The organism is Kitasatospora sp. NEAU-69, assembly GCF_057158765.1.
Map to the genome: position 1 here is coordinate 1 of NZ_JBWXUE010000029.1, position 15,922 is coordinate 15,922.

Here is a 15,922-nt window from a genome sequence, read left to right on the forward strand (position 1 = left end):
CCCTGACGCAACGCCTGAGCCGCCAGATGCACCGCCACCAACGACGACGAACACGCCGTATCCAACGTCACCGCCGGCCCCTCAAGACCGAACGTGTAAGCCACCCGACCCGACAACACACTCGCGATCGTCCCCGTCAGCAAATGCCCCTCGAAACCCTCCGGAGCACTCCCCAACCGCGACCCGTAATCGTTGTACATCACACCCGCATACACACCCGTCGAAGAACCCCGCAACGAGCCCGGATCAATACCCGCCCGCTCCAACGCCTCCCACGCCACCTCCAGCAACACACGCTGCTGCGGATCCGTCGCCACCGCCTCACGCGGACTCAGACCAAAGAACTCCGCATCGAAATCCGCAGCCTCATAAAGAAACCCACCCCGACGCGTATACGACTTACCGATCTTCTCCGGATCCGGATCGAAAAGCCCCTCCACATCCCAACCACGATCACCCGGGAACTCACCAACAGCATCCCGGCCCTCCACCACCAGCCGCCACAAATCCTCCGGCGAAACCACCCCACCCGGATAACGACACCCCATACCCACCACCGCGATCGGCTCGTCCAGTCCCGGAGCGTGGGCAACCACGGACGGGACGACGGCCGTTCCGGTCGCATTGAGCTGCTCCAGCAGGAACTCCGCCACGGCCTGGGGCGACGGGTGGTCGAAGACCAGGGTGGCCGGCAGTCGCACTCCGGTCACCGAGTTGAGCCGGTTGCGCAGTTCGACACCGGTGAGGGAGTCGAAACCGGTCTCCTTGAAGGCCTTGGCCGGGTCGATGTCGGCGTTGGCCCCGTGCCCGAGAACCAGCCCCACGGTCTCCCGCACGGTCTGGAGCACGGCTTGCGCCCGCTCGTCCGCGCCCAGCTGGATCAGCCGCTGGACCCACGACGAGTCGGCGCCGTGGGCGGCACCGGCCGCCTGCCGGCGGCGGACGCGGACCAGGCCGGTGAAGAGCTCGGGGAGCGCGTTCTCCTCGGCGCGGGCGCGCAGGGCGCCCAGGTCGAGTTCGGCGGGGACCAGCAGCGGCTCGGCCGAGGCGAGCGCCGCGTCGAACAGCTCCAGACCCAGTTCCGGCGTCAGCGGGACGATCCCGCTCCGCTTCCACCGCGCGACGTCGGCGTCGCCGAGGCTTCCGGCCATTCCGTCCGCGCTGTCCCAGAGGCTCCAGGCGAGGGAGGTCGCGGGCAGGTTCTGGGCCCGACGGTGCTGCGCGAGAGCATCGAGGAAGGTGTTCGCCGCCGCGTAGTTCGCCTGACCGGCGTTGCCGATGAGGCCCGCGATCGACGAGAAGAGCACGAACGCGGAGAGCTTGTGATGCCAGCTCAGACGGTGCAGGTTCCACGCCGCATCCACCTTCGGACGCATCACCCGCTCCAGCTGACCCGCCGACAGCGACCCCAGCGTCGCGTCCTCCAGCACACCCGCCGTGTGCACCACAGCCGTCAACGGACGCTCGACCACCACCTCGTCCAGCAGACCCGCCAGCGCATCGAAGTCCGACACGTCACACGCCGCCACCGAAGCCCGCGCACCCAACTCCGCCAGCTCCGCCACGAACTCCGCAGCCCCCGGCGTCTCACCACCACGACGCGACACCAACACCAGATGCCGCACACCATGATGCGAAACCAGCCGACGCGCCACCAGACGACCCAACGTCCCCAGAGCACCGGTCACCAGGACCGCACCCTCCGGATCCAGACCACCAACCGCACCCGCCACCACACCCGCCGCACGCACCAACCGCGGCACCAACAACCCACCACCACGCACCACAACCTCGGACTCACCCGAAGCCAACACCGCAGGCAGCAACGCCAGACCACCCTCATCCAGGTGGACGAGGACCAGTCGGCCCGGCTGCTCGCTCTGCGCGGTACGGATCAGGCCCACCAGCGGGGCCGTGTGCAGCGCACCGTCCGGCACGGCGAGGACCAGCCGGCTCTCGGTGAACTGCGGTGCGGCCAGCCACTCCTGGACCACCTCGAGCCCGCGCGCCGCCGTGGCGTGAGTCCGGGCGGGCACGTCATCGGAGGTGCCGGCGACGAGCTCCTGCTCGCCGATCACCACGAACTCCGGTGCGGCAGCGCCCGCGTCGATCGCGGCGCTCAGCGCGGCGAGGTCGGCGTACGGCCCCTCGCCCAGCCTGACCCAGCTCTGCTCGGCGACCGGCTCGGCCGTCGGTACGGCCTCCCAGGCCATCCGGTACAGGGACTCCACGGCCGGGCCGGCCACAGCGAGCTGATCGCGGGCGATCGGCCGCAGGGCGACCGACTCGATCGCTGCCACGGGCGCGCCGGCCCCGTCGGCGAGAGCGAGACGGGCCGTGTCCTGGCCGGTACGGGTCCAGCGGACGCGCAGCACGGTGGCACCGACCGCGTGCAGCACGAAGCCCGAGAACGAGAACGGCAGGCGGATCGTGCTGTCGTCCTGCGTCGAGGCGGCGGCCTCCAGGACGAGCGGGTGCAGGACCGCGTCGAGGAGAGCGGGGTGCAGACCGAAGCGAGCGGCCTCGGTGTGCAGCTGCTCGGGCAGCGCGACCTCGGCGAAGAGGTCGTCACCGGCGCGCCAGGCGGCGCGCAGGCCGTGGAAGGCCGGCCCGTAGCCGTAACCCAGCTCATCGAGGCGGTCGTAGACGCCGTCCAGCGGGATGGGGGTGCCGGCGGCCGGCGGCCACTGGTCGAGGGAGACGCCCGGCACGGGGGCAGCGGAGGTGAGCAGGCCGGCCGCGTGGGCGGTCCATTGCTCGTCGCCGGTCCGCGAGTACACGGTGAACTGACGGTCGCCACGCGCATCGGCCTGGCTGACGGTCAGCCGGATCGAGACGGGAGCGGTACCGGTCAGGGTCAACGGCGCCTGGAGCGTCAGCTCCTCGACCGTGCCACACCCCAACTGCTCGGCCGCATGACCCGCAAGCTCCAGGAACACCGTCCCCGGAACCAGCACCGTCCCACCGATCGCATGATCAGCCAGCCACGGATGCGACGACAACGACACCGACGCAGAGAACTGCACCGCATCACCATCAGGATCCGCAATCACCGCAGCCAACAACGGATGATCCACCGCCGTCAGACCCAGACCCGCCGCATCACCCGAACGCGGCGCATCCAGCCAGTAGCGCTCACGCTGGAAGGCGTAGGTGGGCAGCTCCACCAGGTCCGAGCCCGGCAGGAACCGCTCCCACTCCACCCCCACACCATGTGCGTGCACCGCGCCCAGCGCCGTGAGGAGGGAGCGCTTCTCGGCGCGGTCCTTGCGCAGCACCGGAACCACGACGACGCCCTCGGCGTCGGCCAGGCACTCGCCCGTCAGACCCGCCAGCGTCCCATCCGGACCCAGCTCCACGAACGCCGTCACACCAAGACCCGCCAGCGTCGCGACACCGTCGGCGAAACGGACCGCCGAACGGGCCTGCGCAGCCCAGTACTCGGCCGTGAACTCCTCGATCACCTCACCGGTGACGTTCGAGACCACCGGGATCCGGGGAGCCGAATACGTCAGAGTCCGGGCGACCTCGGTGAACTCCGCCAGCATCCCGTCCAGATGCGCCGAGTGGAACGCGTGACTCACCTTCAGCCGAGTCGCCTTCACACCCTCGGCCCGAGCCAGCTCCAGGACCTCCAGCACCGCGACCTCGTCACCCGAAATCACCGTGCTGGACGGGCTGTTGAACCCCGCCACCTCCACACCGGAACGACCCTCAAGCCACCCGGCGACGCGCGCTTCACCCGCGTTCAGGGCAACCATCGCGCCGCCCGCGGCAACCCCCTCCATCAACCGCGCCCGCACACAGACCAGACGCGCCGCGTCCTCCAGCGACAGCACACCCGCCACATGAGCCGCAGCCAACTCACCCACCGAGTGGCCGACCAGGAAATCCGGCCGGACTCCGTAATGCTCCAGCAGACGGAACAGCGCCACCTCGACCGCGAACAACGCCGGCTGCGTGAACACCGTCCGCCCAAGCAGCTCCGACTCACCCTCGATCACCGCACCCAGCGAACGATCCAGATGCACATCCAGAGCCGCAACAACCTCATCGAACGCAGCCGCGAACACCGGCTCGCTCACATACAACTCACGACCCATACCCACACGCTGACTCCCCTGCCCCGAGAACAGGAACGCCACCGAACCACCCGAAACGGCCTTGCCCGGGGTCAACGTCCGTAGCGCGTCAAGGAATTCGCCCCGGGTCTCCCCCACCACCACCGCACGGTGGTCGAAACGGGCCCGCGAGACCGCCAGCGAGCGACCCACGGCCGCGATGTCCAGCTCCGGCCGCTCCTCCAGGAACGACACCAACCGACCCGCCTGACCCGCCAGCGCACCCCCCGACCGACCCGACACCACCCACGGCACCGGACCCGACACCGACAACTCCTCCACCGGAGCGTCGATTTCGGTGACCTGCTCGACGATCAGGTGCGCGTTGGTCCCGCTGATGCCGAAGGACGAGACGGCCGCCCGGCGCGGACGGTCCAGCTCCGGCCACTCCTGTGCCTGCGTCAGCAGCTCCACCGCACCGGCCGACCAGTCGACCTCGGGGGTCGGCTCGTCCACGTGCAGCGTCGCCGGAAGGACCCCGTTGCGCATCGCCATGACCATCTTGATCACGCCCGCGACGCCCGCCGCGGCCTGCGTGTGGCCGATGTTCGACTTCAGCGAACCGAGTCGAAGCGGCTCTTCGCGGTCCTGGCCGTAGGTGGCCAGCAACGCCTGGGCCTCGATCGGGTCACCCAGTCGCGTGCCCGTGCCGTGCGCCTCCACGACGTCCACCTCGGACGCGGACAGCCGGGCGTTCGCCAGCGCCGTGCGGATGACCCGCTCCTGCGACGGCCCGTTCGGCGCCGTCAGACCGTTGCTCGCACCGTCCTGGTTCACGGCGGAACCACGGATCACCGCGAGCACCTGGTGCCCGTTGCGCTCCGCGTCCGACAACCGCTCCAGCACCAGCAGACCCACGCCCTCGGCCCAGCCCGTACCGTCGGCCGACGAGGAGAACGCCTTGCAGCGCCCGTCCGGCGACAGCCCGCGCTGCCGGCTGAACTCCACGAACATCCCGGGCGTGGCCATCACGGACACACCACCGGCCATGGCCACGGAGCACTCGCCCTGGCGCAGGGCCTGCGCGGCGAGGTGGAGCGCGACGAGCGAGGACGAGCAGGCGGTGTCGACCGTCACCGCCGGGCCCTCCAGCCCGAAGGTGTAGGCCAGCCGGCCCGAGGCCACGCTGGCGGTGTTGCCCGTGAGCAGGTAGCCGTCGTGTCCACCTGACGGCTCGTGCAGCCGCGGCCCGTACTCCTGCGCCGTCGCGCCCACGTACACGCCGGTGCGGCTGCCGCGCAGCGTGGCCGGGTCGATGCCCGCCTGCTCGAAGGCCTCCCACGCCGTCTCCAGCAGCAGCCGCTGCTGCGGCTCCATCGCCGCCGCCTCGCGGGGGCTGATGCCGAAGAACTCCGCGTCGAACCTGTCCGCGTCGTGCAGGAAACCACCCTTGGCGACCGAGGACTTGCCGGCACGGTCCGGGTCCGGGTCGAACAGCGCGTCGAGGTCCCAGCCACGGTTGGTCGGGAATCCGTCGATCGCATCGACGCCGCTGCTGACCAGGCGCCACAGGTCCTCGGGCGAGGCGACCCCGCCCGGGAGCCGGCAGGCCATGCCCACGATCGCAATCGGCTCGTCGAGAGCGACGGCCTCGTACGCGTCCTCGTCCCGGTCCAGGCCGAGGAGTTGGTCGCCGAGATGCGCGGCGAGGATGGCGGGGGTCGGGTAGTTGAAGAGGAGGCCGGCGGGCAGCGCGAGCCCGGTGGCCGCGTTCAGCGCGTTCCGGAGCTCGACCGCCGAGAGGGAGTCGAAGCCCAGGTCCTTGAAGGTCGTGTCGATGTCCACGTCGCGCGCGGAACCGTGGCCGAGCACGGCCGCCACGTGCGCACGGACCAGTTCGAGTTCGCCGCCTCGCGGGGCGGACCGCTTCGCCTCGTCGCGCCGCGCGGCGGCGGGCCGTACCCGCACCGGCTCGATCGCCGAGCCGTCCAGCCAGTAGCGCTCACGCTGGAAGGCGTAGGTAGGCAGCTCCACCAGATCCGAGCCCGGCAGGAACCGCTCCCACGCCACACCCACACCATGCGTGTGCACCGCACCCAGCGCGGCGAGGAGCGAGCGCTTCTCGGCACGGTCCTTGCGCAGCACCGGAACCACGACGACGCCCTCGGCGTCGGCCAGGCACTCACTCGTCAGACCCGCCAGCGTCCCATCCGGACCCAGCTCCACGAACGCCGTCACACCAAGACCCGCCAACGTCGCGACACCATCGGCGAAACGGACCGCCGAACGCGCCTGCGCAGCCCAGTACTCGGCCGTGAACTCCTCAACCAGCCCGCCCGTGACGTTCGAGACCACCGGGATCCGCGGAGCCGAATACGTCAGCGTCCGGGCGACCTCGGTGAACTCCGCCAGCATCCCGTCCAGATGCGCCGAGTGGAACGCGTGACTCACCTTCAGTCGCGTCGCCTTCACACCCTCCCCGCGAGCCAGCTCCAGGACCTCCAGCACCGCGACCTCGTCACCCGAAATCACCGTGCTGGCAGGGCTGTTGAACCCCGCCACCTCCACACCGGAACGACCCTCAAGCCACCCCGCAACACGCTCCCCACCCGCGTTCAGGGCAACCATCGCACCGCCCGCGGCAACACCCTCCATCAACCGCGCCCGCACACACACCAGACGCGCCGCGTCCTCAAGCGACAGCACACCCGCCACATGAGCCGCAGCCAACTCACCCACCGAATGACCCACCAGATAATCCGGGGTCACTCCGTAATGCTCCAGCAGACGGAACAGCGCCACCTCGACCGCGAACAACGCCGGCTGCGTGAACACCGTCCGCCCAAGCAGCTCCGCCTCACCCTCGATCACCGCACCCAGCGAACGATCCAGATGCACATCCAGAGCCGCAACAACCTCATCGAACGCAGCCGCAAACACCGGCTCGCTCACATACAACTCACGACCCATACCCACACGCTGACTCCCCTGCCCCGAGAACAGGAACGCCACCGAACCACCAGGCACCACACGACCCGACACCACACCAGCCGCCGGCACACCACCCGCCAACGCCCGCACACCCGCAAGGAGCTCATCCCGAGACTCCCCCACCACCACCGCACGATGATCGAAACGAGCCCGCGACACCGCCAGCGAACGACCCACCGCCGCGACATCCAGCTCCGGCCGCTCCTCCAGGAACGACACCAACCGACCCGCCTGACCCGCCAGCGCACCCCCCGACCGACCCGACACCACCCACGGCACCACACCCGACACCGACAGCTCCGCCACCGACAGCTCCGCCACCGGCTCAACGGCAGCAGCGGACTCCGCGACCGGCTCGGTGCTCCAGTCCGACAGCACGACATGGCAGTTGGTGCCGCCCATGCCGAACGAGCTCACGCCTGCGTAGAGCGGCTGGTCCGGCCGCGGCCACGGCTCCCGGCTCAGCTGGACGGAGAGCTTCAGCTTGTCGAGCGGGATCTCCGGGTTGGGCGTCTCGAAGTTCAGGCTCGGCACCAGCTCGCGGTTGCGGATGCAGAGCGCGGCCTTGAGCAGGCCGACGATACCGGCGGCACCCTCAAGGTGTCCGACGTTGGTCTTCACCGAGCCGACCCGCAGCTCGGTGCCCTCAGACCGGCCGTCCCCGAGCACCGCGCCCAGGGCCGAGGCCTCGATCGGGTCGCCGAGCTTGGTGCCCGTACCGTGCAGTTCGACGTACTGCACCTGGTCGACGCAGACCTCGGCACGCTGGTACGCCTGGCGCAGGACGTCCCGCTGGCCGGCCGGGCTGGGCACGGTGAGGCCCTCGGTCGTGCCGTCGTTGTTCATCGCGCTGCCGTGCAGCACGCAGTAGATCGGGTCGCCGTCGGCTATCGCGGCGGACAGCGGCTTCAGCACGACGAACGCGCCGCCCTCGCCTCGCACGTAGCCGTTCGCCCGCGCGTCGAAGGTGAAGCTCAGGCCGTCCGGGGAGAGCCCGCCGAACTTCTCGGCGCCGACGGTACTCTCCGGCACGAGGTTGAGGTTGACACCGCCGGCGATGGCCATGGCGGACTCGCCGCGACGCAGGCTCTCGGCGGCCAGGTGCACGGCGACCAGCGAGGAGGACTGGCCGGTGTCCACGGCGGCGCTGGGTCCGTGCAGGCCCAGCGTGTAGGAGATCCGGTTGGCGATGACGCCACGGTTCAGGCCGGTCAGCGTGTGGTGGGTGATGCCCTCGATCCCGTACTGCCGGGTGAGGGCCGCGTAGTCGTCGGCGATGACGCCGACGAAGACGCCGGTCCGGCTGTCGGCGAGGTCGGCCGGCAGGATCCGGGCGTCCTCCAGTGCCTCCCAGGCGAGTTCGAGCATCAGCCGCTGCTGGGGATCCATCGACGAGGCCTCGCGCGGGCTGATGCCGAAGAAGCCGGCGTCGAATCCGCTGACGTCCTCCAGATAGCCCCCCGGGCGGGCGGGCAGTTCGGGACGGCCCGCGGGGGGCTCGCCGATCGCGCTGCGGCCGTCGCGCAGCAGCTGCCACAGCTGGGCGGGGTTCTCCGCGTGCGGCAGCCGGCAGGACATCCCGACGATGGCGATCGCTCCGGCCGATGTCGACGTGTGCGCCTGGAATTCACCCATGGTCGAGCTTGCCTACCTATCGTTGTGTACGAAGCTTGAACGGAGGCGCAGCAGCCTCAGCAGTGCGCCGAGCAGCGCCGGCTTGATCCCGTGGTGGCCGGTCAGCCGCATGAGGGACTGGACGATCCACAGCCGGCTCTCCAGAGCGTGGCCGGGGGATCCGTGCACGTCGTCGTTGTCCAGGACGTGCAGATCGCGGACGTGTCCGCGCAACAGGGCCAGGTCCTCGGGTGGGATCACCTCGTCCCGCCGGCTCGCCAGGTAGTACACCGGGATGTCCAGCGCGTCGAGTTGCTCCCCGGTGAGGGCCAGGCCGGGCAGCAGCCCGCCCAGTTCCCCCGGGGTGGTGCGGGCGAGGTGGGCCAGCGTGTCCACCGTGACCCGGGGGATCTGCCGCTGCCACTCGCCGTCGGTGAAGAAGGCGCCGATCGGGGCGCCCGCGGTGATGACCGCGCGGATGCGGCGGTCCGTCAGCGCGCAGCGCAGCGCCAGGTGCCCGCTGAAGCTGAGGGCCAGGGCGGTGGTGCTCGCCGCGTCGGCGCGGTCGGCGACCGCGTCCAGCACGGCTGTGATCATGCGCCAGCCGTCGGCGTCGTAGCGCATCGTGTTCTCGCCGACGCCGGGCATCTCCGCGACCACCGCGGCCAGTCCGAGCCGGTTGGCGAGCCTGAGCGTCGGAGCCCACTGCTCCTTGACGCTGATGATGCCGCCCATGATGAGCACCAGCGGGCGCCGGGCGGTGCTGGTGCCCGTGCCCGCACCGGTCAGTCCGGTGGCCCAGCAGCGGACGCGCTCGTCACCGACGACGACCTCCAGCGCTTCGATGTCCCGCTGGGTCTTGCTCCACCGCTCGAAGGCGCTGAGGTAGCTCCGCTGGGCGCCGGCCCGTCCCGGCCCGTCCACGTACGGGAAGCGGGCCATCACGTAGCGCCGGTTGGCCTCCAGCAGGTCCCCGCGTGCTTCCAGGGCCTCGCCGGCCGCGCGCCAGACGGCCGCCCAGGAGTCGGGTGCGCCGTCCGTGTCACTGCCGATCCGGTCCAGCAACGGCTGGTACTCCGAGGCGCTCAGCCCCTGGGCCTTGGCGTGCACCACGATGAACTGCTTGAGTTCCGCGATGTCGTTCATGCCTGACCGCCGAACTTCTCCAGCGCGTCCTTGATCTCGGTGAGGATGTCGGCCGCTTCCGCGCCGTCGATCACCCGGTGGTCGAAGGAGAGGCTGAGCCGCATGACCGGGGCGGTGGTGACCTCGCCCTCCCGCACCACGGGCCGGGTGAGGATCCGTCCGACACCGAGCGTGATCGTGGTCCCGCCGACCGAGTGGAAGCCGTCCACCGCCCGGTGGCCGAGCGAGGTCACCGCGAAGGTGCCGAAGACGTCGGCGCGCCGGGCGAGGGGCTGCACGAAGCGCCGGAAGGCGACCCGGCCGAGGGGGATCGGCAGGCCCTGGAGCTTGCGGACCCCGGCGAACTCGGCCATCGTCTCGACGTCGCCGTCGCGGTAGTACGAGACCCGCTCCTGGATCTGTGCCAGGTCCGCCTTGGCCAGGTCCGGCAGGACGGCGGAGAGTACCGCCCGCTGTCCGCCGAGTGTCCGGTCCAGTGCCAGCTTGGCGTTGACCTCGGAGTAGTGCGCGATCCGGGGAAACCTGCCGCCCTTGATCGCGGCGTTCGCCTGGGGGTGCGCGGCCAGGACCCGGGCGCCGGCGTGGAGCACGTAGCTCACCAGCGAATAGCGCCGGCCCTGTTCGCGCTCCGTCTCCCGGTGCCACAGCACCTCGTCCATGTCGACCTCGGTGTCGAGGAACACCGGGGAGAACGAGCGGATCTGTTCGAGGAAGTACAGCGTCTGTCGTCGCTGTCGGACCACCGGCCGACCGGTCACGGACCGACCGCCAGCCGGTAGACGTCGCCCAGGGTCGGCGCTTCGAGGAGGTCGGGCAGCGAGATCGGCCGTCCGGTGCTGCGCTCCAGCACCATCATCAGGGTGAGGAGGTGCACCGAGTCCCAGCCGGGGACCTGGTCGAATCCGGTCTCCAGGTGCTCGGCGGTGATGGGCAGGCCCACCTCGTCGCACACGAGGGCGACGAACTCATCGACAGTGTTCACTCTGCGGTCCCTTCAGCGGGGGTGATCAGCTCGATGTGCTCGGGAGCCGGAAGGATCCCGGTGAGGTCGTGGCCGAAGACGGTGCCCGTTTCGTCCTGGGAGATCAGGGTGAAGCCGTTTCGGGTGTAGAAGTCGGCGACCTTGGCGTTCTTGGCGGTCGGCCGGTAGCGGCCGAGGACGCGCTCCGCGCCGGTCGCGGCAGCCTGCCGCAGTACCTCGGTGAGGCAGGCCTGCTCGATGCCGCGGGCGAAGACCCGGCAGCTGAGCAGGAAGTTCCCGATCTCGACGGTCGCTCCGGAGCGGCGCAGGAACACCGCTCCCACCAGGCCGTTGGCACCGAACCGGTCGCCGGCGTGGATGCCGAGCACGCCGGCCGAGGCGTCGTCCAGGAGGCGGCTCACATCGGGCTGCTGGAGGCGCTCGGTCGTCAGGTTGAACTGGTTGGTGCGCAGGGTCATCTGTGAGACCCGGGCCGCCTCGGCCGGCTCCACCGGGCCGAAGCGGACCCACACCGCCAGCTCCCGGAGGTAGTCCTGGAGCGAGTCGAAGGTCTGCAGGAAGTCGTTGCGGGCGAGTTCGTCGCGGTACGTGGCGGGGCGGGCCCGGTCCTCGTCGGTGACCTGCACGACGTCGAACCAGCCGTCCCGCAGCAGTCGTTCCACGTGCAGCGCGGGCTCGGTGTCCACCTGGACGACGGCCACCTCGGGCAACTCGTGGCGGACCAGCCCGCATTCGAAGGGGCTGTCGTCGACGAAGACGAAGCTGTCCACGCCGATGTTGAGGTCGGCTGCCAGGCTCCTGAGATTGTCGTGCTTGGGGCTCCAGTTGGCGATCACCCGGACGAAGTCGGCTTCGCGGAGCGTCATCTCGGGATGCGTGCGGAGGGTGTCGCGGACCGGCTCGATGTCGTTCTTGCTGACCGCGGCCAGCAGCACGCCCTGGGAGCCGAGTTGCTTGGCGACCTTCTGGAAGGCGCGGAAGGCCTCGCCCTTGTAGCTACCGGCGACCTCGATCTGCTCGGGCCCGCACTCGCCGAGGATCCCGCCCCAGACGGTCTCGTCCAGGTCGAGGGCCAGGCACTTCTTGGTGCGGCCGGTGATGTTCCTGGCGAGGTGTCCGGCCTGCCGGGCGTACCGGGCGAGCAGCGCGGGCGAGAGGTGCGCCTTGGCATAGCTGCTGAGTCGCGTCTCGGTGAGCCGGACGCCCTCGGTCAGCAGCGCGTCGAGGTCGAGCACCACGACGCCGGGATGCGCGTCAACCAGCCGCAGCAGACCGGCGTTGGCCTCCCGCCACACGGCCCCCAGCTGAGCCCGGGACCGGTGGTCCACGAGCTGGGCGAGGACGGTCTGCGGCAGCGGCAGCGTGTTCAGCACGAGCGTTCCGCTGCCGTGGGCGGCGAACCGCTCGACCAGGGCGCGGATCAGCCCCACCTTGGCCTCGATGGCCTTCGCCACGTCGGCGACGTGCCAGGGGGTGGGCACCTCGTCGAGGACCGCCTTGTGGTCCAGCACGCACAGGACCAGGTCGGGCGAGGCCTGCCAGAGTTCGCTGTCGGGAGCGGACAGTTCGGGGATGTAGCTGCCGAAGTCGGTGAAGTGCGGTCGCAACAGCAGGCCGTGGCGGGCGAGTTCGGCGGTCAGCGGGGCGAGCAGGCCGGAGAGGGTGCCGTTGCCGGTGACCGAGATCCGGACCTGGGGCGTGTCCGGGTTCTCCTTGCCGACCAGCTCGGCGTCGAGGCCTGCGAGCAGCTGACCGGCGCGGACGAGCTCCTCGTCCGCGAGGCCCGTCAGCAGCCGGCGCACCTCCGGGTACCGGGCTGCGAGCGTGCCGGCGCGGTGGGCGGCGGTGAGATCGGCGAGCGTTTCCATCACGAGCGTCTCCATCGGATCAGACCTTCCCGAGAGCGAAGCCGGCCTTGATCCACTTGCTCGACTCGATCGCGATGCCGATCGCCCGGTCGCCGGGGACCATCTCGGGCAGGAGCCGCTCCAGCTGGACGAAGGGCGCCGCGTTGCCGATGTTGGCGATCTCGGCCACGCAGCTGATCTCCTCGGCGCCCGGCAGGCCGAGCTCCTTCACGATCCGGGCGGTCATCGTGCCGGAGAGCTGCGGCGCGAGCAGGTAGTCCACATCGGTGTCGGCCCAGTCCAGCCCGTCCAGCAGTTCCTTGAGCACCTCGACCGCCATGCCGGGCACCAGCTGCTCGATGGCCTTGTAGTCCTCCTGCAGCGCGGGGGTGCCGGCCCGCCGGCTGGACTGCCCGTACCAGTCCACGACCTGGCCCGGCGCGCGGCCCAGCCCGGTGAGCCGGTTGAGGACGCGGTGCACGACGGCGGCGTCGGCGACGGGTTCGGTCGTCAGGACCGCGGCCCCGGCGCCGTCCCCGAACAGCACCACGTTGACCAGTTCGGTGGGGGCCATGCTCTTCAGGTCGAAGTCCACGTCGAAGTGCTTCGCGCACACGTCGCCGCCCAGCACCAGGGCGGTCCGGAACTCGCCGGTCCGCAGCAGCTGGCGGCCGAGGTCGAGTGCGCCGACCGCTCCCGTGCAGCCGGACTGGAGCTGGTAGGTGGGGATCCCGTCGATGCCGAGCCGCTCGGCCACCATGTTGACGGTGGCCGGCATCAGCTGGTCGGGGGTGGCGGTGCCCAGCACCATCACGTCCACGTCCTCGGGCCGCAGACCGGCGGAGTCCAGCGCCCGCCGCGCGGCCGCGGCGCCGAGTTCGGCGAGGGAGGAGCGGATCTCGCCGCTCTCCAGATCGACGGCCAGGTGCCGGGACCGGGTGCCGATGAAGACATCGACCCACTGCTCCCAGGAGGCGTCCATCTTGAACCGCCGGGCCAGGGCCGCATTGTCCACGGGCTGCCCAGGCAGCGCCGAGCCGGCCGCCAGGATGCGTACCTCGGGCATGCTCATTCAGTCGGTCCCTTCGGCAAGTCCGCGTGGATCGGGGAGAGATGGTTGGTGTACTCGGGAATCTGAACGGCCTGGCTAAAGTCACTCTGAAGGTGTTCCGAAGCCGTTCCCGGGGCCGGCGGGCAGGGGTGCGCGGCCGGCCCCGCGGACCGCGGCCTCAGGCCGCCTCGGCCATCCGCTCGGCCATCTGCGCCTGGAAGGACTGCAGGTAGGCGAAGTCGAGGTACTCGTGCCCGGCGACCACGAGACCGTCGCGCAGTTCGAGGAAGAACGCGTAGCGGTTCCGGAAGCTCAGGCCGAGGGTCGAGCCCTCGGCGGAGGCCTGGATCGCGACCTGGTCCCCCTCGGCCAGCACGCTGTGGACGTGGTAGACGAGCCCGTCGGCCCACACGGCGCGCATCCCGCCGACTCCCGCGAGGAACTCGTCCTTCGTCTGGAGCTCGGGCAGCGGGTGGTGGCTCGCCGGGGTGGCGGCGGCGACCCGCCACGAGAAGTCGGCGGCCAGCAGCTTGTCGACGGCGGCCACGTCCCCCTGCCCGACGGCGTGCAGGAGTTCCTGCGCGATCTGCTTGTTCTGCTCCATGGCTTTCCTTCTCTCCCTGGCGTCCACCTGTGAGCAGGGACGCTAGGAAGGGGCGCTTAAGCCGCGCTGTGCCGGAGCCTAAGCGCGCGGGGAAGCGCGCAGGGCCCCCGAATGCCTTTAGACATCGACAAGGAAGCCCTAAGCCCAGCCGGTCACCGTCGGCATCCAAGCGTGCCCAAGACTTACGAGGAGCCGACCATGCTGACCGAACCGCCGCAGACAGTAGAGGAACTGGGACGTCGGTGGAGCCTCTTCCAGCCGTGGCTCCAGCAGGACCCGGTCTCGCAGTTCGACAAGCTGCGCGAGTTCGCACCGATCGTGCGGTCGGAGGAGCTCGGTGGCTTCTGGATCCTGACCCGGTACGAGGACATCGAGTGGGCGGCCAAGAACCCCGAGATCTTCTCGAACGGGAAGGTCAGCATTCCGCACATCCAGCTCTACGCCGACAAGCAGATCCCCGTCCAGCTCGACGGGGACGAGCACCGGGTGTGGCGCCAGACGCTGACCACCGTGTTCAACCCCGCCGTCGTCAACCAGATCACCCCGCAGATCCGCCAGGCCGCGATCGACCTGATCGAGCCGATCGCGAAGCGCGGGACCACCGACGCGATCGCCGACTTCGCCGTCCCGCTGCCGGCCGAGACCTTCCTGATCAACTTCGGCATCGGGCGTGAGAACCTCCAGCAGCTGCTCGACCACAAGGACTGGCTGCGCAAGAACGCGATGGGCGGCACCGACCAGGACCGCTACGCGGCGAGCAAGCCGCTGTGGGGCTTCTTCTCGGACGCGGTCGACAAGCGCCGGGCCGACGGGTTCGAGGACGGCTACGACGTCGTCAGCCTGCTGCTGAAGACGAAGCTGGAGGGCCGGGACCTGACCCAGGACGAGATCGTCAACGTGGTCTTCATGACCATGCTGGCGAGCCTGGACACCACCAACTCCATCCTGGGCCTGATCCTGCTGTACCTGGCCGAGCACCCGGAGATCCAGGAGCTCATCGCCACGTCGCCGGACAAGATCCCGCTCATCATCGAGGAACTGATCCGGTACCAGGCCATGGGCAGCTCCGCCCGCGTCCTGACCCAGGACGTCGAGCGCCACGGCGTCACCATGCGCGCCGGTGACCAGGTGCTGATGTCCTGGGGCATGTCAGGCCGCGACCCCGAGGCCTTCGACCACGCGGACCGGGTGGACTTCGACCGGTCGGCGGTGCGTCACCTGAGCTTCGGCATCGGCCCGCACCGCTGCCTCGGCATGCACCTCGCCCGTCGGATCCTCAAGGTCGCGCTGGAGGAGTGGCACCGGCTCATCCCGAGCTACCACGTGACGCCCGGCTCCTCCCGCGTCCACCACTACCTTCCGGTCCGCGGCATGAACCGCCTCGACCTGACGATCGGATGAAGCCCGTGGTCACCATCGAGGTCGATGAATCCGCGTGCAACGGCCACGGCCTCTGCCAGGTGATGAGCCCGGCGGTCTACGAGGTCAACCCCGACACCGCCAAGAACGAGGCGGGCCGCTTCCAGGTGGACGCGGCGCTCAGGTCGGCCGCGCTGAGCGGTGCGAACGCCTGCCCGGAGCGGGCGATCACCATCGTCGAGTAGCCCCGCCCGTCCGGGGGGCGGG

At 70.2% G+C, this 15,922-nt stretch carries 9 protein-coding genes; 2 read left to right on the forward strand and 7 right to left on the reverse strand.

All coding sequences use genetic code 11. The annotated features are described in order from the left end of the window. From AC060L_RS28325 to AC060L_RS28355, 7 genes are all read right to left on the reverse strand, one after another. A partial coding sequence (locus AC060L_RS28325; protein WP_483801792.1) for a type I polyketide synthase occupies positions 1-8,687 on the reverse strand: 8,687 nt, incomplete at its 3' end. Positions 8,688-8,699: 12 nt separating this feature from the next. Then, entirely contained in the window at positions 8,700-9,812 is a 1,113-nt protein-coding gene (locus tag AC060L_RS28330; RefSeq protein ID WP_483801793.1) for an alpha/beta hydrolase, read from the reverse strand. Beyond that, positions 9,809-10,555 (reverse strand): 2-oxo acid dehydrogenase subunit E2, encoded by a 747-nt coding sequence (locus AC060L_RS28335; RefSeq protein WP_483801794.1) that lies wholly within the window; start codon positions 10,553-10,555, stop codon positions 9,809-9,811. Before AC060L_RS28335 ends, AC060L_RS28330 begins: the two co-directional genes overlap by 4 nt. Positions 10,556-10,566: 11 nt before the next feature. Then, positions 10,567-10,794, reverse strand: coding sequence for an acyl carrier protein (locus tag AC060L_RS28340; RefSeq protein WP_483801795.1), 228 nt, complete (start codon positions 10,792-10,794; stop codon positions 10,567-10,569). Beyond that, positions 10,791-12,677: an HAD-IIIC family phosphatase gene (locus AC060L_RS28345; protein ID WP_483801796.1), complete on the reverse strand. Its 1,887-nt coding sequence runs from the start codon at positions 12,675-12,677 to the stop codon at positions 10,791-10,793. Before AC060L_RS28345 ends, AC060L_RS28340 begins: the two co-directional genes overlap by 4 nt. Positions 12,678-12,681: 4 nt before the next feature. After that, positions 12,682-13,713 carry a 3-oxoacyl-ACP synthase III family protein gene (locus AC060L_RS28350; RefSeq protein WP_483801797.1) on the reverse strand — a complete coding sequence of 344 codons (1,032 nt, stop codon included), beginning with the start codon at positions 13,711-13,713 and terminating at the stop codon, positions 12,682-12,684. Positions 13,714-13,870: 157 nt separating this feature from the next. Continuing rightward, positions 13,871-14,296, reverse strand: a complete 426-nt coding sequence (locus AC060L_RS28355; protein WP_483801798.1) for a nuclear transport factor 2 family protein — start codon at positions 14,294-14,296, stop codon at positions 13,871-13,873. Positions 14,297-14,467: 171 nt separating this feature from the next. Here AC060L_RS28355 and AC060L_RS28360 point away from each other — a divergent pair, with 171 nt between their 5' ends. Beyond that, positions 14,468-15,697: a cytochrome P450 gene (locus AC060L_RS28360; protein ID WP_483801799.1), complete on the forward strand. Its 1,230-nt coding sequence runs from the start codon at positions 14,468-14,470 to the stop codon at positions 15,695-15,697. 5 nt (positions 15,698-15,702) lie between these two features. Then, positions 15,703-15,900: a ferredoxin gene (locus tag AC060L_RS28365; RefSeq protein ID WP_483801800.1), complete on the forward strand. Its 198-nt coding sequence runs from the start codon at positions 15,703-15,705 to the stop codon at positions 15,898-15,900. The last annotated feature ends 22 nt before the right edge of the window (positions 15,901-15,922 follow it).